Origin of the sequence: Mycobacterium sp. 050272, from assembly GCF_039023525.1 — a bacterium.
Taxonomy (GTDB): domain Bacteria; phylum Actinomycetota; class Actinomycetes; order Mycobacteriales; family Mycobacteriaceae; genus Mycobacterium.
This window is the reverse complement of record NZ_JBCHKV010000002.1, coordinates 467,022-485,720: the sequence shown is the minus strand read 5'-3', so window position 1 is coordinate 485,720 and position 18,699 is coordinate 467,022. Positions and strand designations below refer to the sequence as shown.

17 protein-coding genes and 2 pseudogenes are annotated in these 18,699 nt (G+C 67.0%); 13 read left to right on the top strand and 6 right to left on the bottom strand.

Annotated elements, in window-relative coordinates; translation table 11 throughout:
- Positions 1-24 precede the first annotated feature (24 nt).
- Complete coding sequence (locus AAHS21_RS07050; RefSeq protein ID WP_342926960.1) at positions 25-1,317, top strand: citrate synthase; 1,293 nt, start codon at positions 25-27, stop codon at positions 1,315-1,317.
- Between the two features lie 7 nt (positions 1,318-1,324).
- On the opposite strand, the gene AAHS21_RS07045 is transcribed toward AAHS21_RS07050, so the two are convergent.
- Positions 1,325-2,878, bottom strand: coding sequence for an NAD(P)/FAD-dependent oxidoreductase (locus AAHS21_RS07045; RefSeq protein ID WP_342926959.1), 1,554 nt, complete (start codon positions 2,876-2,878; stop codon positions 1,325-1,327).
- Positions 2,879-2,880: 2 nt separating this feature from the next.
- Positions 2,881-3,138, bottom strand: coding sequence for a DUF2630 family protein (locus AAHS21_RS07040; protein WP_342926958.1), 258 nt, complete (start codon positions 3,136-3,138; stop codon positions 2,881-2,883).
- Between the two features lie 25 nt (positions 3,139-3,163).
- Here AAHS21_RS07040 and AAHS21_RS07035 point away from each other — a divergent pair, with 25 nt between their 5' ends.
- The 3 genes and pseudogenes from AAHS21_RS07035 (at position 3,164) to AAHS21_RS07025 (ending at position 4,271) form a co-directional block, all read left to right on the top strand.
- A complete protein-coding gene (locus tag AAHS21_RS07035; RefSeq protein ID WP_342926957.1) occupies positions 3,164-3,880 on the top strand; it encodes a hypothetical protein in 717 nt (238 codons plus the stop codon).
- Positions 3,868-3,963, top strand: a pseudogene (locus AAHS21_RS07030) (hypothetical protein); the annotation flags it as partial. The gene AAHS21_RS07035 and the pseudogene AAHS21_RS07030, both read left to right, overlap by 13 nt.
- 152 nt (positions 3,964-4,115) lie before the next feature.
- Positions 4,116-4,271, top strand: coding sequence for a hypothetical protein (locus tag AAHS21_RS07025; protein WP_342926956.1), 156 nt, complete (start codon positions 4,116-4,118; stop codon positions 4,269-4,271).
- Positions 4,272-4,274: 3 nt separating this feature from the next.
- Here AAHS21_RS07025 and AAHS21_RS07020 read toward each other — a convergent pair whose 3' ends face one another.
- Entirely contained in the window at positions 4,275-5,615 is a 1,341-nt protein-coding gene (locus AAHS21_RS07020; RefSeq protein WP_342926955.1) for a HAMP domain-containing sensor histidine kinase, read from the bottom strand.
- 22 nt (positions 5,616-5,637) lie between these two features.
- Positions 5,638-6,348, bottom strand: a complete 711-nt coding sequence (gene prrA / locus AAHS21_RS07015; RefSeq protein WP_342926954.1) for a two-component system response regulator PrrA — start codon at positions 6,346-6,348, stop codon at positions 5,638-5,640.
- A gap of 254 nt (positions 6,349-6,602) precedes the next feature.
- Between prrA and AAHS21_RS07010 the strand changes: the two are divergent.
- Positions 6,603-7,502 (top strand): annotated as a pseudogene (locus AAHS21_RS07010) (ABC transporter ATP-binding protein); the annotation flags it as partial.
- A 20-nt stretch (positions 7,503-7,522) separates the two neighbouring features.
- Here AAHS21_RS07010 and AAHS21_RS07005 read toward each other — a convergent pair.
- Positions 7,523-8,662 (bottom strand): FAD-dependent oxidoreductase, encoded by a 1,140-nt coding sequence (locus tag AAHS21_RS07005; RefSeq protein WP_342926953.1) that lies wholly within the window; start codon positions 8,660-8,662, stop codon positions 7,523-7,525.
- Between the two features lie 101 nt (positions 8,663-8,763).
- Between AAHS21_RS07005 and AAHS21_RS07000 the strand changes: the two genes are divergently transcribed.
- Positions 8,764-9,312 carry a TetR family transcriptional regulator gene (locus AAHS21_RS07000; RefSeq protein ID WP_342926952.1) on the top strand — a complete coding sequence of 183 codons (549 nt, stop codon included), beginning with the start codon at positions 8,764-8,766 and terminating at the stop codon, positions 9,310-9,312.
- A gap of 14 nt (positions 9,313-9,326) precedes the next feature.
- On the opposite strand, the gene AAHS21_RS06995 is transcribed toward AAHS21_RS07000, so the two are convergent.
- Positions 9,327-10,799 (bottom strand): carboxyl transferase domain-containing protein, encoded by a 1,473-nt coding sequence (locus tag AAHS21_RS06995; protein ID WP_342926951.1) that lies wholly within the window; start codon positions 10,797-10,799, stop codon positions 9,327-9,329.
- Between the two features lie 27 nt (positions 10,800-10,826).
- Between AAHS21_RS06995 and AAHS21_RS06990 the strand changes: the two genes are divergently transcribed.
- The 7 genes from AAHS21_RS06990 to AAHS21_RS06960 all read left to right on the top strand — a co-directional run bounded on the left by AAHS21_RS06990 (position 10,827) and on the right by AAHS21_RS06960 (position 18,670).
- Positions 10,827-11,558, top strand: a complete 732-nt coding sequence (locus AAHS21_RS06990) for an enoyl-CoA hydratase (protein WP_096289974.1) — start codon at positions 10,827-10,829, stop codon at positions 11,556-11,558.
- Between the two features lie 5 nt (positions 11,559-11,563).
- Positions 11,564-12,682 (top strand): MBL fold metallo-hydrolase, encoded by a 1,119-nt coding sequence (locus AAHS21_RS06985; RefSeq protein ID WP_342926950.1) that lies wholly within the window; start codon positions 11,564-11,566, stop codon positions 12,680-12,682.
- A gap of 43 nt (positions 12,683-12,725) precedes the next feature.
- Entirely contained in the window at positions 12,726-14,306 is a 1,581-nt protein-coding gene (locus AAHS21_RS06980; RefSeq protein WP_342926949.1) for a serine hydrolase, read from the top strand.
- On the top strand, positions 14,303-16,714 hold the full coding sequence (locus tag AAHS21_RS06975) for a cation-translocating P-type ATPase (RefSeq protein WP_342926948.1): 2,412 nt from the start codon (positions 14,303-14,305) through the stop codon (positions 16,712-16,714). Before AAHS21_RS06980 ends, AAHS21_RS06975 begins: the two co-directional genes overlap by 4 nt.
- A 62-nt stretch (positions 16,715-16,776) precedes the next feature.
- Positions 16,777-16,965: an antitoxin gene (locus AAHS21_RS06970; protein WP_342926947.1), complete on the top strand. Its 189-nt coding sequence runs from the start codon at positions 16,777-16,779 to the stop codon at positions 16,963-16,965.
- A gap of 3 nt (positions 16,966-16,968) precedes the next feature.
- A complete protein-coding gene (locus tag AAHS21_RS06965; protein WP_342926946.1) occupies positions 16,969-17,442 on the top strand; it encodes an SRPBCC family protein in 474 nt (157 codons plus the stop codon).
- Complete coding sequence (locus AAHS21_RS06960) at positions 17,423-18,670, top strand: cyclopropane-fatty-acyl-phospholipid synthase family protein (protein WP_342926945.1); 1,248 nt, start codon at positions 17,423-17,425, stop codon at positions 18,668-18,670. Before AAHS21_RS06965 ends, AAHS21_RS06960 begins: the two co-directional genes overlap by 20 nt.
- The last annotated feature ends 29 nt before the right edge of the window (positions 18,671-18,699 follow it).

The window sequence follows — 18,699 nt, the reverse complement described above, 5'->3', positions numbered from 1 at the left end:
CAGCCAGAGCGCAAAGGGGTTCTCGTGGCCGAAACCGACGACACCGCAACTCTGAAGTACCCAGGCGGTGAGATCGACCTGCAGATCGTCAAAGCCACCGAAGGCGCCGACGGTATTGCTCTTGGCCCGCTGTTGTCCAAGACCGGCTACACGACGTTCGACAACGGCTTCGTCAACACTTCCGCGTGCAAGAGCTCGATCACCTACATCGACGGCGACGCCGGCATCCTGCGCTATCGCGGCTATCCGATCGATCAGCTCGCGGAGAAGTCGACCTTTCTCGAGGTCTCGTACTTGCTGATCTACGGCGAGCTGCCCACCACCGACCAGCTGGCCGACTTCACCAAGCGGATTCAGCTGCACACGATGCTGCACGAGGACCTGAAGCGGTTCTTCGACGGCTTCCCGCGCAACGCGCACCCGATGCCGGTGCTGTCCAGCGCCGTCAACGCGCTGTCGGCGTACTACCCCGATTCGCTCGACCCGATGGACACCGAGGACGTCGAGCTCTCCACGATCCGGTTGCTGGCCAAGCTGCCGACGATCGCCGCCTACGCCTACAAGAAGTCGGTCGGGCAGCCGTTCCTCTACCCGGACAATTCGCAGTCGCTGGTGGAGAACTTCCTGCGGATGACGTTCGGGCTGCCCGCCGAGCCGTACCACGCCGACCCCGAGGTGGTCCGGGCGCTGGACATGCTGCTCATCCTGCACGCTGACCACGAGCAGAACTGCTCGACGTCGACGGTTCGGCTGGTGGGCTCGTCGCAGGCCAACCTGTTCACCTCGATCTCCGGCGGCATCAACGCGCTGTGGGGACCGCTGCACGGCGGTGCCAACCAGGCCGTGCTGGAGATGCTCGAGCAGATCCGCCAGAGCGGGGACGACGTCGGCGAGTTCGTCCGCAAGGTGAAGAACCGCGAAGAGGGCGTCAAGCTGATGGGCTTTGGCCACCGGGTCTACAAGAACTACGACCCGCGTGCCCGGATCGTCAAGGAGCAGGCCGACAAGATTCTGGCCAAGCTCGGCGGCGACCCGCTGCTGGACATCGCCAAGCAGCTCGAAGAGGCGGCGCTGACCGACGACTACTTCATCGAGCGCAAGCTGTACCCGAACGTCGACTTCTACACGGGGCTGATCTACCGGGCGCTCGGCTTCCCGGTCCGCATGTTCACCGTGCTGTTCGCGCTGGGCCGCCTGCCCGGCTGGATCGCGCACTGGCGGGAGATGCACGACGAGGGTGACAGCAAGATCGGCCGTCCGCGCCAGATCTACACCGGCTACACCGAGCGCGACTACGCCCCGATCGACGGGCGCTAGGCGAGCTCTAGCCAAGCGAGGCCAGCACCGCCATCGCGGCATTGTGGCCGCCGATGCCCGACACGGCGCCACCGCGGCGAGCACCCGAGCCGCACACCATGATTCGTTCGTGGGCGGTCGCCACCCCCCACTGACGGGCCGGGCTGTCGAGCGCTTCGTCGTTGTCCGCGAACGGCCAGCACAGGGCGCCGTGAAAGATGTTGCCCGCCGTCATCGCCAGTGTGTGCTGCAGGTCCAGTGTGGTTGTCGTCTCGATGCAGGCCCGGCCGTGCGCGTCGCTCATGAGCACGTCCTGAATCGGTTCGGCGAGAACGGAATTCAGCGACGCTAGCACCGACTCCGTCAGCTGGTCGCGGGAAACGTTGTCCAGCAACGGGTGCGGTGTGTGCAGGCCGAATACGGTCATCGTCTGCGCACCCGACTCTCGCAGCTCCGCGGACAGGATGCTCGGATCGGTCAGCGAATGGCAGTACGCCTCACACGGCAGCGGTTCGGGTAGCTTGCCGGCGGCCGCGCGCGTGTAGGCGGTATCCAGTTGACTCCACGTCTCGTTGACGTGAAACGTGCCGGCGAACGCCTGCTCGGGGGTGAGGCTGTCGTCGCGCAATCGGGGCAGCCGCCGCAGCACCATGTTCACCTTCACCTGCGACCCCGGTGCCACCGGTCCCGGCGGCTCACCGAGCAGCTCGGCCAGCACCGTCGGGGTGACGCCGGACAGAACGAACCGGCCTCGAATCCGGCGCTGTTCGCCGTCATGGCGGTAGTGCACCTGGCCGTCCGGCTCCACACCGTAAACCTCTGCGCCGGTGACTATTTCAGCCCCATGCCGGACAGCGGCGGCGGCCAGGGCTGCCGTCACCGCGCCCATCCCGCCGATCGGGACGTCCCAGTCGCCGCCGAGGACGTGGTACAGAAAGCAGATGTTCTGGCGCAGCGACGGATCGTCGAGGCGCGCGAACGTGCCGATCAACGCGTCGGTGGCGATCACCCCGCGGACCAGGTCGTCGCGTACCGCGTCGGCGATCGCGCCTCCGATCGGCTCCTCGATGATCGACCGCCATGCCGCGTCGGCAGCCGGATTGCCGCCGGCGCAGACGAGGCGGCGGGCCTGCTCTCGGGTGCGCAGCGGTTGGGTCAGCGTCGGCCAGAGCGGCTCGGTCACCAGGCGGGCGCGCCGGTAGAACTCGGCGAAGCCGTGCTCGTCGTCGGCGGCCCCGACCGCGCGGAACGATTCCTGGGACCCGACCAGCAGTCCGCTGCGTCCGCCGGTCGCGGGTTGGGGTGTGTACGAAGAAAATTGCCGCCGGGCCAGCCGGACGTCGGCGCCCAGGTCTGCGACTATGTGCGGTGGCAACAGGCTGACCAGATACGAGTATCGCGACACCCGGACATCGACGCCGTTGAAGGCGCGCGCCGACACCGCGGCCCCGCCGATGTGCCCCAACCGCTCCAGCAATCGCACCCGGAGGCCGGCCCGGGCCAGATAGCCGGCTGCTACCAGACCATTGTGGCCCCCGCCCACGACAACGGCGTCGAAATCCGGCGCGTCACCGAGGGACATGGCTAACCCAGATAACCCTCGACCTGGTCGGCGGGGCGTACCGCGGCTTCCCGTGGATCACCACCGGTTTCGCGCAGCGCGCGCCGCTGTCGTAACAGGTCCCAGCACTGGTCGAGTTCGACCTCGACCCGCCGGAGTCGTTCATGCTCCTCGGACTCGCTGATGTCGCGGTGCTGCAGCTGCGCCCGGAGATCTTTTTCCTCGTCGACGAGGTTGCGGATGTGCGCCAGGGTTTCGTTGTCGGTCGGTTCACTGCCCATTGCTCCAGTGTGCCCGACGCAACGAGTGACCACAGGTGCGGCCGGTACGCTGCAATATCGTCGGCAGAACGGATGCGTCAGGGCGCCGGAAGTCGAGGAGGGGGCAGTCGTGGGGCTAGGGGGGCGCTTCGGCCGGCCGGGCGAAACGCCGCGGCGGACCCCGATCTCCTACCCGCGTTCGCTGGGTATGGGCTGGTTGATCGGCTTGGTGGTTATTCCCTTGCTGATAGCCGTGATCGGTTACGCCCCGTCCCGGGCTGCCCATGCGCCGCCGATAGTGGTGTCGTCGGATAACCCTGGCAAGCCGCCGTTTTCACTGGCGCCGCTCTCGATTATCCGCAACGGCAACGACATAACCCTGACCGGTGAATTCCCCGACGATTCCGCGAAGGCCGTGCTGACGAAGGTGCTGAAAGGCGCATTGCCCGCCGGCGTCGGCATCATCGACCGCATCCAAATCGACCCGAATGTCGACGCACTCGATTTCTCTAATGCCGGAACGATTTTCAAAAACAGCGCGTCGATTATCGACTTCGGTTTCACCGTCAACGGGGACACGATCTCCTTGACCGGTACCGCGGCGTCACAAGACCAGAAGAACACGATCGACTCCGACGCCGCGCACACCTGGTCGAATCTGACTGTCGTCGACCAGCTTGCCGTTGACCGCACGATGGTCGCGCCAAGAATCGCCGCGTCGAAACCGTGGGTGGTCAGGCAGGATTCGCTATGGATTTCGTGATCCAGTGGTTGTGGTACCTACTGGCCTTCGTGGCGGGCTCGGGCCTCGCCTGGGTGATAACCGCGGCCGTCGGTATGCGCCGATGAATCACGTGAACTGGTGGCTCTTCGGCGTGTCGTTCGCGATGGGATTGATGTTGACGCTGGCGTGTTTGGCCCGGCCCGTCAAACGTTCAGTGCCACTTGATGTTCCGGTCGATCGCCCAGTGATACCCGACCCTGCGACGACGAGGATCGTGACCGATCCTGCGACGACGGATATTCCTGGCGTGCAACGGGATTCGCCGACCAGGAAGATCGCGGTGCCGCCGCCGGCGCAGGTGTGGTTTCACGACGAGCAATCCGCGTTGCGGGCGGGGTTTACGCCGTGGCACAACAACTCCGGCACGTGAGGGTTAACTGGGGGCGGGCAGGCTCAGCAGCAGCCGGGCACCGCCCAGCGGGCTGTCTTGCAGCGACGCCGTGCCGCCGTGCAAATGGGCTTGTTGGGCCACCAGAGCCAGCCCCAGACCCGAGCCCGATTGTGAGGCCGTCGACCCGCGTGAGAACCGTTCGAACACCACCTGGCGCTCGCTTTCGGGCACGCCACTGCCGTTGTCATCGACGGCGATGTCGACTCCGGCGCGCGAACTGACAGCCGACAGCTGGACCCGGGTGGCGCCGCCGTGTTTGACGGCGTTGGCGATCGCGTTGTCGACCGCCAGGCGCAACCCGGCCGGCATTCCGACGATGATGCAGGTGGGCGAGGGCACCAACGACACATCCAGGTCGGGGTAGACCCTTGTCGCGTCGTGGGCGGCGCGGTCGAGCAGCTCGGTGATGTCGACCGGCACGTGGTCGTCGGAGGTGGACAGTTCGCCCTGGGCCAACCGCTCCAGCGCGCTCAGCGTCGCCTCGATGCGGGACTGGGTCCGGATGACGTCGCTGAGCACCTCGTTGCGCTGGTCGTCGGGCATATCGAGGGTCGACAGGACCTCGAGATTGGTGCGCATCGCGGTCAGGGGAGTGCGGAGTTCGTGGGAGGACACGGCAGCGAAATCGCGCGCCGACGAGAGTGCCTCCTTGGTTCGGTTCTGCTCATCCCAAATGCGTTGCAGCATTCCGCGCATGGCTTCGGCGATCTCGACGGCCTCGGTGGCGCCGTGCACTTCGACCCGGGGTGCCTCGTCGCCCGCATCGATCGATCGCGTCTGCTGCGCAAGCTGTTTGAACGGCCGCACCGCGAAAGAGGCCAGCAGCCAAGCGAACACGGTCGACGCGAAGATGGCGAAGCCGCAGATGAGCAGCACCCTGCGGTGCAGGTTGTTGGTCTCGGCGAGGGTGGCGTCATATGTCGCGCCGACGGCCAGCGAGGTCGGCTCCGGCCCGGGGATCTCCACCGTGCGCACCCGGTAGCGCACGCCGTTCACGTACGTGTCGGCATAGTCGACGTCCAGCCTGGGCAGCGTCACGTCCGAATTCGACTTCATCCGGGTGCCACGCCGGATCGTCATGATCGCGTCGCGATCGTTGGGTGAGCGCGGGATCTCGTCCAGGCCGCGCGGCAGGAACGGGATCGCGAAACCGGCGGCCTCGTCGAGCCGGCGGTCCAGCCGCTCCTTGCGGTCGTTGGTGATGCCGACCCAGACGACGGCACCGACGATCAGGACCGGAATCGCGGCACCGATGGCTGTGGCCAGCACCACCCGGGTCCGCAGCGAGGGCGTTCGGGCCAAGATCCGCGACAGGAAATTCATGGCTGTGCTGCCTACCGCGTCGTCACTGCATTCGCAGTACGAATCCAACCCCACGGACGGTGTGCAGCAGCCTGGGCCCGCCGTTGGCCTCCAGCTTGCGGCGCAGGTAGCCGATGAAGACGTCGACGACGTTGGTGTCGGCGGCGAAGTCGTAGCCCCACACCAGCTCCAGCAGCTGCGCGCGGGACAGCACGGCGGTCTTGTGCTCGGCCAGCACGGCCAGCAGGTCGAACTCACGCTTGGTCAGGTCGACGTCGACGCCGTTGACCCGAGCCCGCCGGCCGGGAATGTCGACTTCCAGCGGGCCGACGGTGATGGTTTCCGACGAGGTCGACGCGACGGCACCGCGGCGGCGCAGCAGCGCTTTCACCCGCGCGACCAGCTCGGCCAGCACGAATGGCTTGACGAGGTAGTCGTCGGCGCCTGCCTCCAGGCCCGCGACGCGATCGTCGACCGAGCTGCGGGCGGACAGCACGCAGACCGGGACGTCGTTGTCCATCGCTCGCAGTGCGGTGACGACGCTGACCCCATCCAGCACGGGCATGTTGATATCCAGCACGATCGCGTCCGGGCGGGTCTCGGTGGCGCTGCGCAGGGCCTCGGCCCCGTCGACGGCGGTGGACACTTCGAAGCCGGAAAGCCGCAGGCCACGCTCCAGCGAGGCGAGCACATCGGAGTCGTCGTCGACGACCAAGACGCGCGGTGAGCTGACACCAGAGTCCATGGCGTCCATTTTGCCGGATTGTTGCCGTGGACGGGTCATCGGGGAGTGGCCCGGTGGCCAAATGGTTACGTTTTCGAGTCTGCACCGCGACGAGCGATCGGTACCGCCATGTCATGATCGAATCCAGGTGGCAGCCCAGGACATTGGAAGTCTTGGTCGGCGTTGTTGTTGCGGGTCTTCGATTTCGGTGCCACTGCGCGTAACGGAACTCCAGAGACGGAATCGCTGTGACTGAGGCCATGCGCCCGCCGGATGCACCTGCCTTCCTGCCGTCGATGCCCCGGGACGCGATGGCCATGTCGGGCCGCGTCGCCGAAATCTTCGATACACCCGTCGATATCGCGGACGGACCCAGCTCTCAACCGGGCCGAGCCGGCCGTCTCGAGCTGCGCGACGTGGGTTTTCGGGTGCCCGACCCGGTCGCGGGCGACAAATGGTTGCTTCGCCATGTCACGCTGGTGGTCGAACCCGGCGAGACGGTGGCCCTGGTGGGTGCGCGGGGTGTGGGGAAATCGCTACTGACAGCGTTGCTTTCCCGCCTCTACGACGTCGCCGAGGGGCGGATACTGCTGGACGGCAGGGATATTCGCGACATGTCGCTGCCGTCGCTGCGCCGCGCGGTGTGTACGGCACTCGAGGACCCGACCGTGTTTTCGATGTCGGTGGCCGAGAACCTGCGGATCGGCCGGCCGGATGCCACCGACGCGGAATTGTCCGCGGCCATCGACATCGCGGCGGCGCGTTTCGTCTACGACCTGCCGTTCGGGATCGATACCCGCATCGGCGAACAGGGCATGCGCCTGTCCGGCGGCCAGCGCCAGCGCTTGTGCCTGGCCCGGGCGATTGTCGCGACGCCCAAACTGCTGGTGATCGACGAGGCCCGGCCCGGCCTCGGCGTGCATACCGGGACGGAGACCGCCCCGGCGCTGCGGGCGGCGCTGAAGGGGGCCACCGGCATCGTCGTCGCGCGCCGGTTGTCCACCATGCTGCTCGCGGATCGGGTGGCCTTCGTGGACGAGGCCGCACCGGGCCCCACGATCACCCATGTCGGCAGGCATGCAGAGCTGTTCGCTCGAGTGCCGCGATACCGCCATCTTTTGACCGACCGTCGCAGACCCGTCGGCGACGCCTCCGACCGGACAGCAAGAGACTTCGAGATTTAAACCGCCGCCATGGCGGCGGATCAACGGTGCCGCAGGCCGCTCAACTGCAACGCGAGCTGCCGTCGCACAGCGGGGAACTGCGCGGCCAGGCGCATTCCGGAGTTACGGATTGGGCGTATCGGCCGCGGCAGCGTCGAGATCCGGGTGAGGCGACCCGTGAGTTTGAGGACCTGCTCGGCCCGATGGCGCTGAAGGGCGCAATAGCGGTCCAGCGCCGCATCCGATTCGCCCGAGAGGACCTCGGAGAGCGCCGCGGCTAGTGAAATACCGTCGGCGATACCAAGATTCATGCCCTGACCGCCGGCGGGGCTATGGACGTGGGCGGCATCTCCGGCGAGTATTACGCGACCTGCCCGGTAGTTGTCGGCGACGCGATGGTGAATGCGGAACCGGGTCCCCCACAGTAGCTCCGTGACCGCCGTCCGGCCCGGCCCGAACCCCCGGGTATCCAACAGCGACTGCACGAACTGCGATGAAGGCACCTGGGGTGCTTCCGTAGTGGGAGCAACGACACGAAAGATGTTGTCGGGCAGGGGTGCTAATACATTCAAGCCTTCCTTGGCATAGAACAGGACGACCTCGTCACGAGGCGCCTCGCCGGACACGCGGACATCGGCAAGCGTAAAAGATTCGGCGAATTCGCCACCGGTAAAACCGATTCCGGCTTGCGCACGCACAGTGCTGTGCATCCCGTCCGCGCCCACGATGTAGGCGGCCCGAATGTCGTCGCCATCCTCGAAAGTGGCCGTGACGCCGTTTGCATCCTGGATGACGCGGCTCAGGATCTTGGGTCGGACCACGTCGGCGCCCAGCTCGTGCAGTCGCTCCAGCAACAACCGCTCGGTGTCGGCCTGCGAGAGCATCAGGGTGTAGGGATGCGCGGTCGGCAACTCGGTGAAGTCGACCGGAATCAATATGCGCCGCCCTTGGCGGATGGTGAAGCGCGGCGCGATCAGCCCCGTTTTGACCATTCGCCGCGCCACATCGAGGTCTTCAAGCACCTCGAGCGTGCGGGCGTTGACCGCGGCCGCGCGGGAGGTGTTCGCTCCTTGGGCCTGCTTGTCGACTATGACGCTTCGGATCCCCCGGGCGACAAGTGACGCAGCGATTGTGAGGCCGGTAGGTCCGGCGCCAACGACCAGGACATCGGTGTCGTTCATGGTTTTCGGCTCCTCTCGGAACTAGTCAACGCTTGTTGGCATATTCCATGCTTGCGCGCCTCGCACCCGATGTCAACAGTTGTTGGCCTACAATTGTTGACATGCGGCGGACGTCGGAACAGACCAAGGCGGTGATCCTGGCCGCTGCCCGGGAGCGGTTTGGGTCGGCCGGCTTCCAGGGGGCGACGATCCGGGGGATCGCCGCCGATGCCGGAGTGGATCCGGCGATGGTGATGCGTTACTACGGCAGCAAAGACAAGCTGTTCGCGGCCGCGGCGGACTTCGATCTGCGGTTCCCGGATGTCGCGGCGATGGACCCCGCCCAGATCGGACGGTCGCTGGTCCGACACTTTCTCGAACGCTGGGACGATGACGCGTTGGTGATCCTGCTGCGGTCCAGCGCCACCAACGAAGAAGCCGCACAGCGCATGCAGGAGATATTTCGGAGCCAAATCCAGCCGCTGGCAGCATCTTTCGCACCCAATAATGAATCCGGCCTGCGAGCTGGGCTGGTTGCCAGTCAGATTCTAGGTATGGCGTTGTGCCGCTTCGTGTTACGGATTCCGCCCCTTGTCGACATGACCCCGGACGAGGTTGTTGACTGGCTCGGCCCGACGATCCAGCGCTATTTGGGGCTACCGGAGGGCTGACGACCCATTCGGTTTCAGGGCAATCCGATGCCGCGGTAGCGGCGCAGCCGCTCGGCAATCCGTTCGTCGCCGGGGATGTCGCGCAGCGCCTGAACTTCGGCGGCGATGGCTGCCGACAGTCGCTGCGAGAACTCCAGCGGCTCGTCGGCGGCGTCGGGATGCTCGGGCACGATGGCGTCGACGATCCCGGCCCGCAACAGGTCTGCCGATCGAATGCCTTGGGCCGCAGCAAGTTCAGGCGCATGCTCGGTGTCGCGGAAGACGATCGCGCTGGCGCCCTCGGGCGGCAGTGGCGCCAGCCAGCCGTGCAGCGCGGCCAGGACCCGGTCGGCCGGCACCATCGCCAGCGCCGGCCCGCCGCTGCCCTGACCCAGCAGCACCGACACCGTCGGGGTGTCCAGCGTCACCAGCTCGGCCACGCATTGGGCGATCTGACCGGCCAGCCCGCCCTGCTCGGCTTCGGCCGACAGGGCAGGGCCCGCGGTGTCGATCACCAGCACCAGCGGCAGTCGCAGCTCGGCGGCCAGCGCCATGCCACGTCGGGCTTCCCGCAACGACGCGGGCCCCACCAGCCCGCCGGTGAGGCGCTGCTGGCCGAGGACCACCGCGGGCTGGCCGGCGAATCGGGCCAGCGCTAACAGGGTGGTCGCCGCTTCCCCGATGCCGGTACCGGACAGCAGCACCAGGTCGGTGGCGCCGTGGCGCAGCAGATGCCCGACACCCGGCCGATCCGGTCGCCGCGACGCGGTCACCGAATCCCAGGCCGGCACATCGGGTATCGATTCGCCGGGTGCCGCGCGGGGCAGCGGCTCGGGAGCGTCGGCGATGACGGTCAGCGCGCGATCCACCGTCCGGCGCAGCTCGTCGATCGCGACGACGCCGTCGATCACCCCGTGCCGCTGCAGGTTCTCGGCGGTCTGGATGCCCTTCGGGAACGGCTCGCCGTAGAGCTGTTCGTACACCCGCGGCCCGAGGAACCCGATCAGCGCGCCCGGTTCGGCGACGGTGATATGGCCCAGTGATCCCCAGGACGCGAACACCCCGCCTGTGGTCGGGTTGCGCAGGTAGACGAGGTAGGGCAGATGTGCCCGTTTGTGCAGCCGGACGGCCGCGGCGATCTTCACCATCTGCAGGAACGCCACGGTGCCCTCCTGCATGCGGGTGCCGCCGGAGCTCGGCGAGGCCAGCAGCGGGAGCCGCTCGGCCGTGGCCCGCTGCACGGCGGTGGTGATCCGTTCGGCCGCCGCGACCCCGATCGAACCGCCGAGGAAGCCGAACTCGCACACCACGACCGCCACCCGGCGCCCGTGTATTCGTCCCTCGCCGGTGAGAACCGCTTCGTCCAGGCCGGTGGCGGCCCGGGCGTCGGCGAGCTCGCGCGCGTAGGCCTCGCTGATCGGTATCTGTAACGGAGCGCTGTCCCAGCTCACAAACGAGCCCTCGTCCAGCACGGCATCCTGCAGTTGTTCAGTCGTGATGCGACTCACGCGGCCAGGCTATATAGGCTGGCGCCCATGATCGGTATCACGCAGGTCGAAGCCGTAATGACCATCGAGTTGCAGCGTCCGGAGCGTCGCAACGCCCTGAACTCCGAGCTCGTCGACGAGCTCCGGGAGGCCGTGCTGAAGGCCGGTGACGGATCCATCCGGGCGATCGTGCTGACCGGCCAGGGCACGGTGTTCTGCGCCGGTGCGGACCTGTCCGGTGATGCGTTTGCCGCCGATTACCCGGACCGGCTCATCGAGCTGCACAAGGCGCTGGACGCCGCCCCCATCCCGGTAATCGGCGCGATCAACGGCCCGGCCATCGGCGCGGGTCTGCAGCTGGCCATGCAATGCGATCTGCGAGTCGTCGCCCCGGACGCGTTCTTTCAATTTCCGACGTCGAAATACGGCCTGGCCCTGGATAACTGGAGCATCCGGCGACTGTCGTCGCTGGTCGGCCACGGCCGGGCCCGGGCGATGCTGCTGACGGCGGAGAAGTTGACCGCCGAGACCGCGCTACAGACCGGGATGGCCAACCGGATCGGGACGCTGGCGGACGCCCAGGCCTGGGGTGCGGAGATCAGCGGGCTGGCGCCGCTGGCGATTCAGCACGCCAAGCGGGTACTCAACGACGACGGTTCGATCGAGGAGGCCTGGCCGGTGCACAAGGAATTGTTCGACAAGGCCTGGGGCAGCCAGGACGTGATCGAGGCGCAAGTCGCCCGGGTGGAGAAGCGGCCGCCGAGGTTCCAGGGCGCCTGACGGTCATGGTGCCCGCAACACTGCGCCTGGCCGCCGGCACGGTCTCGCTCGCCGCCGGCGGGTGGATGTTGCGCGCGCTGCAGGGGGCGCCGGCCGCGCTGGGCGCCGGTCCGTCGTCGATCCGGGACGTGACGCAGCACTCGCCCAACGTGCGCGACGGCGTCTTCGTCAACCTCGAGCCCGCCTCGAATGCCAGCCTGGACCGCGAGCAGTTTGCCCTGATCGCGTGGGAGTTCGTCGGGCGACGCGGCCGCAGCCGTCCGCCGGGGCCGATCCCGCTGGGTGCGCCGGGGACGTTCGATGCCGACCCGGGCCGATTGGCCGTCAGCTGGCTGGGTCACTCGACCGCCCTGCTGGAGATCGACGGCTGCCGGGTGCTGACCGATCCGGTGTGGAGCCACCGCTGCTCGCCGTCGGACGTGATCGGACCCGAGCGCCTGCATCCGCCGCCGGTGCAGCTCGAAGCGCTGCCCGCCATCGACGCGGTGGTGATCAGCCATGACCACTACGACCATCTCGACATCGACACGGTCATGGCGTTGGCCCGTACCCAACGGGCGCCGTTCTTCGTCCCGCTCGGTGTGGGCGCACACCTGCGCGCGTGGGGGATACCTGGGCATCGCATCGTCGAACTCGACTGGCATGAAAGCGGCCAGGTCGACGAGCTGACCCTGAGTTGCCTGCCGGCACGGCACTTTTCGGGCCGCTTCCTGGACCGCAACACGACGCTGTGGGCGTCGTGGGGAATCGTCGGTCCCAGCCATCGCGCCTATTTCGGCGGGGATACCGGATACACGAAGAGCTTCGAGCAGATCGGGTCCGAGCACGGACCGTTCGACCTGACGCTGTTGCCCATTGGCGCCTACAACCCGGGGTGGCCCGACATTCACATGAATCCCGAAGAGGCGGTCCGGGCCCACGCAGATCTCACGGCCGGCGGGTCCGGTCTGTTGGTGCCGATCCACTGGGGCACCTTCCGGCTGGCGCCACACCCGTGGGCAGAGCCGGTCGAGCGGATGCTGGCGGCCGCCGAGGCCGCTGACGTCGCGGTGGCGGTTCCGGCCCCCGGACAACGGCTGGATCCGTCCGGGCCGCTGCGATTCAACCCGTGGTGGCGGCTGTAGAGCTATCCAATCCCATCGGGCGAGCACGCTAAAGTCTGCGGGCATGACGAAACGCGCGGCCCTCGCCGCTGTCGTGGTGTTGTTGTCGCTGGTCGGATGTGGCTCAGGTCATCCCATATCGAGCCCGCTCTCGACGCTGTCCGAAGCGCCCCCCAACGAGATGTCGGGCCTGGACATTCCCGCCGGCCGCATCGACGCGGCGATCGCGAAGGTCGACGGCCTGGTCGGCGACCTGATGCGCAGCACCGGGGTCCCCGGCCTGTCGGTTGCCATTGTCCGTGGCGGAAAGACGGTATACGCCAAGGGATTCGGAGTGAAAGACGCGACCAGAGGCAACGCTGAAGACAACAAGGTCGACGCCGACACGGTCTTCCAGTTGGCATCGGTGTCGAAATCGGTGGGCGCGACCGTGGTGGCACATGAAGTGGCCACCAATGTCGTCACCTGGGACACCCCGGTGGTGTCCAAGCTGGGATGGTTTGCGCTGTCGGATCCCTATGTCACCGGCCATGTGACCGTGGCCGACCTGTACTCGCACCGCTCTGGGCTGCCCGATCACGCCGGCGACAAGCTGGAGGATCTCGGGTATGACCGCCGCCAAGTGCTGGAGCGGCTGAAGTACTTGCCGCTCGCTCCTTTTCGAACAAGCTACGCCTACACCAACTTTGGCTTGACGGCTGCAGCTGAAGCGGTGGCGGCCGCCGCGGGCAAATCCTGGGAGGACCTGTCCGACGAGGTGCTCTACCGCCCCCTGGGTATGGCGTCGACGAGTTCGAAGTACGCCGATTTTCTGGCCCGGCCCAACCGGGCGGTGCTGCACGTCAAGGTGGGCGAGAAGTGGGAGCCGCGCTTCCAGCGTGACCCCGATGCGCAGACGCCGGCGGGTGGGGTGAGTTCGTCGATCAACGACATGGCGCGCTGGCTGACCATGGTGATGGCCAACGGAACCTACAACGGCCAGCAGATCGCCTCGCCTGAGGCTCTGCTGCCCGCGATCACGCCGCAGATCGTTTCCTCGCCGGCGTCATCGCCAAAAGCCAGGGCCGGGACCTACGGTCACGGCTTCAACGCGTCGGTGACCTCGTCGGGACGCACCGAATACAGCCACTCCGGCGCCTTCGCATCGGGCGCGGCGACCAACTTCGTCGCGATGCCGTCGGAGGACGTGGGCATCATCGCGTTGACCAACGGTGCGCCGTACGGCATCCCCGAAGCGCTGACCGCCCAATTCATGGACCTGGTGCAGTACGGCCAGATTCGTGAGGATTGGCCGGCGCTGTACAACCACGCCATCGGTTGGATGAACAACGCCGAGGGCTCGCTGGTCGGCAAGCAGGCCCCAACCAACCCCGCGCCGGCCCGGCCGCTCACCGACTACCTCGGCGTCTACGCCAGCGACTACTGGGGCCCGGCCGTCGTGACCCAGAACAACGGACAACTTCTGCTCGCGCTGGGGCCGAAGAATCGGACATTCGGACTCACGCACTGGGACGGCGACACCTTCACCTTCTCGATCACCGACGAAAATGCCCCGCCCGGAACGATTTCCAAGGCTGTATTTTCGCCGAACGCCCTGAACCTGGAGTACTACGACTCCGACAAGCTGGGAACGTTCACCCGATGAATCGCGGGCTAACCGATGCAGAGGTGGCGCAGCGGGTAGCCGACGGTCACAGCAACGCGGTCCCGGCACGTGCTGCCCGCAGCACCGCGGACATCGTCCGGGCCAACGTCTTCACGCGCATCAACGCGATCCTGGGCGTGTTGCTGGCGATTGTGCTCGCGACCGGTTCGGTCATCAACGGGCTGTTCGGCCTGCTGATCATCGCCAACAGCGTCATCGGCATGATTCAGGAGATCCGGGCCAAACAGACGCTGGACACCCTCGCGATCGTCGGTCAGGCAAAACCGTTGGTGCGCAGGCAATCCGGGACCGCGATACTGCTGCCCGGCGAGGTGGTGCTCGACGACGTCATCGAGCTCGGTCCCGGAGACCAGATCGTCGTCGACGGGGAGGTGCTCGAGGAAGACAACCTGGAGGTCGACGAATCGCTGCTGACCGGCGAGGCGGACCCGGTCGGCAAGAACATTGGCGATGCCGTCATGTCGGGGAGTTTCGTTGTCGCGGGCACGGGTGCCTATCGCGCCACCAAGGTCGGTCCGGCGGCCTACGCCGCCAAGCTCGCCGAGGAGGCCAGCAAGTTCACCCTGGTGAAATCCGAGCTGCGCAACGGCATTAACCGGATTCTGCAGTTCATAACCTATCTGTTGGTGCCGGCCGGCCTGCTGACGATCTACACGCAGCTGTTCACCACCACGCATGCGGGCTGGCGGCAGTCGGTGCTGCGCACCGTCGGTGCGTTGGTGCCGATGGTGCCCGAAGGCCTGGTGCTGATGACCTCGATCGCGTTCGCGGTCGGTGTCATCAGGCTCGGGCAACGTCGTTGCCTGGTACAGGAATTGCCCGCGATCGAGGGATTGGCCCGGGTGGACGTGGTGTGCGCCGACAAGACCGGCACGCTGACCGAAAGTGGCATGCGGGTCTGCGACGTCGTCGAACTCACCGGCAACAAGGCCATGCCCGACGCGCTGGCCGCGCTGGCCGCGGCCGACCCCCGCCCCAATGCCAGCATGCGGGCGATCGCCGAGACCTTCGACCGGTCGCCCGGCTGGATCGCCACGGCCACAGCACCGTTCAAGTCGGCCACTAAATGGAGCGGTGTGTCCTACCGCGATCACGGCAACTGGGTGATCGGCGCGCCCGACGTGTTGCTCGATCCGGCCTCGGCCGCGGCCGCACAGGCCGAACGGATCGGCGCCCAGGGATTGCGGGTACTGTTGCTCGGCGCCGCCGATGTCGCCGTGGACCACCCGGACGCGCCGGGTCAGGTCACGCCGGTCGCGCTGGTGGTGCTTGAGCAGAAAATACGTCCGGATGCCCGCGAAACGGTGGAGTACTTTGCCGCCCAGAATGTTTCGGTGAAGGTGATTTCTGGTGACAACGCGGTATCGGTCGGCGCTGTAGCAACCAAGCTGGGGCTGCGCGGCGAGGCCATGGATGCCCGTCAATTGCCCACGGAACCAGACGAATTGGCTGACGCGCTGGACGCTTACACCACCTTCGGCCGGGTGCGGCCCGATCAGAAACGGGCCATCGTACACGCCTTGCAAGCGCACGGACACACCGTGGCGATGACCGGCGACGGCGTCAACGACGTGCTGGCACTCAAGGACGCCGACATCGGTGTGGCGATGGGTGCGGGAAGCCCGGCATCGCGCGCCGTGGCGCAGATCGTGTTGCTGGACAACAAGTTCGCGACGCTGCCTTACGTCGTCGGCGAAGGCCGGCGGGTGATCGGCAACATCGAGCGAGTCGCCAACCTGTTTCTGACCAAAACGGTGTACTCGGTGCTGCTGGCGCTGTTCGTGGGTATCGAATGCCTGCTGGCCAAACCACTCGGGGCCGATCCGCTGCTCTACCCGTTTCAGCCGATCCACGTCACGATCGCCGCCTGGTTCACCATCGGGATCCCGTCGTTCATCCTGTCGCTGGCTCCCAACAACGAGCGCGCCTATCCCGGCTTCGTCAGGCGGGTGCTGACCTCGGCGCTGCCGTCCGGATTGATCGTCGGCACCGCGACTTTCGTCTCCTACCTGCTGGCCTACCACGGCCGGCACGCCACCTTCGCCGAGCAGGACCAGGCGTCGACCGCCGCGCTGATCACGCTGCTGGTGACCGCACTGTGGGTGCTGGCGGTGGTGGCTCGTCCCTACCAGTGGTGGCGGGTCGCGCTGATCACCGCCTGCGGCCTGGCGTACCTCGCGATCTTCAGCATCCCGCTGGCGCAGGAGAAGTTTCTGCTCGATCCCTCGAATCCGGCCGTGACGTCGACCGCGCTGGGGATCGGGGCATTGGGCGCCGCGGCGATCGAGGCGACGTGGTGGATCCGGGCCAGAATGCTCAACATCGAGCCCCGGTTGTGGCGGACGGCCGACGAGGCCGATGGCGCCGGGGTGGACTTGGGCCAGTAGGGTTTTACCAGCAAGGCAGGATCCCCGGGCGGCTTCGGGGATCAGCGGGGAAGGGACAGCGCATGGGATTCCTGGACAAGGCAAAGGACCTGTTGTCGCAGAACGCCGACAAGGTCGAGACCGCGATCGACAAGGCCGGTGAGTTCGTCGACGACAAGACCGGGGGCAAGTACTCCGACACCATCCACCAGGTGGCCGAAGAGGCTAAGAAGGCCGCCGGGTCGTCGGCTCCGGGCGACCAGCAGAGCTAGCACATGGCGAAACTTTCCGGATCAATCGACGTGCCCCTGTCGCCAGAACAGGCCTGGACGCACGCGTCTGACCTGTCCCGCTTCAAGGACTGGTTGAGCATCCACCGGGTGTGGCGCAGCAAGCTGCCCGACGACCTGCAAAAGGGCACGATCATCGAATCGGTCGTCGAGGTCAAGGGCATGCTCAACCGGATCAAGTGGACGATCGTGCACTACAAGCCGCCCGAAGCCATGACACTCAACGGCGACGGGGTCGGAGGCGTCAAGGTCAAGCTGCTGGCGAAGGTCAAGCCGAAAGACGATGGTTCGGTCGTGAGCTTCGACGTGCACCTCGGCGGCCCCGCACTGTTCGGCCCGATCGGCATGATCGTCGCCGCCGCGCTGCGAAGCGACATCGACGAATCCCTGGAAAGATTCGTCACCGTGTTCACCGCCCCCGATCCCGGCCGCAACGGACATGGCGGCGCCGGCCGCTGATCGTCTGGCGGACCTGCTTGCAACCACCGTCGGTGTCGAGCTGCCGGTCAGGCTGCGTGCCTGGGACGGCAGCGAGGCCGGCCCGCTAAACGACCCAGACGCCCCGGTCCTGGTGGTCCGTTCCCGTCGTGCATTGCGCCGATTGCTCTGGCGCCCAAGCGAACTCGGCTTAGCCCGCGCGTACGTGACCGGCGATATCGATGTCGAGGGTGACCTGGCCGACGGCCTGCGGCGGGCCTGGCGGCACGCGCGCGAGCGCGACCGCGTCTCGATCTCACCGCGGGCCGCGATGGTGGCGGCCCTGCGCGCTGCGCGGCTCGGGGCGCTCGGGCCGCCGCCGAGAACCCCGGCCAGCGAGGCGCGGCTGTCCGGGCGACTGCACAGCCGACGGCGCGATCGGGCGGTGATCGCCCATCACTACGACCTGTCCAACGACTTCTACCGCTTGCTGCTCGATGAGCACATGGCTTACTCGTCGGCGTATTTCACCGATGCAGGACAATCGCTACACGACGCCCAAACCGCGAAGCTGGATCTCATCTGTCGCAAGCTCGGGCTCGAACCGGGCATGCGCCTGCTGGACGTGGGATGCGGCTGGGGATCACTAATCCTGTACGCCGCTCAGCACTACGGCGTAAGTGCCACCGGTATCACGCTGTCGGCCCAGCAGCGCGAGTTCATCGCGGCCCGCGCCGCCGAGCGCGGTCTGGATGAGGCCATCGAGGTTCGGCTGCAGGATTACCGCGACTTCGGCACTGATCCCCAGTGGGCTGGTGTTTTCGACGCTGTTGGCTCCATCGAGATGGGCGAACACGTCGGCGAACAGTGGTATCCCGCCTACGTGCGGATCCTTGGTCGCGCGCTGCGACCGGGCGGCCGGCTGCTGCTGCAGCAGATGTCGCGGCGGGCCGACGCCTCGCCGGGCGGGGGAGCGTTCATCGAGGCCTACATCGCGGCCGACATGCACATGCGACCGCTCTGGCAGACGTTGCGCTACCTGCAGGACGGCGACTTCGAGATCGCGTCCGTTCAGGCGATGCGCGAGCATTACGCCCGCACCGCGCAGTGCTGGATCGCGACGCTGGATGAGCGCTTCGACGAATTCGTGGCGCTGCTGGGGGAGGAAGTCGCCCGCGTGTGGCGGCTGTACCTGGCCGGCGGCATGCTGGCCTTCGAAGAAGGCCGGATGGGCGTGGACCAGATCCTCGCAGTCAAACCCCCGGCCTGACGATCCCGAGCGTGGCGGGCGCGCGCTGC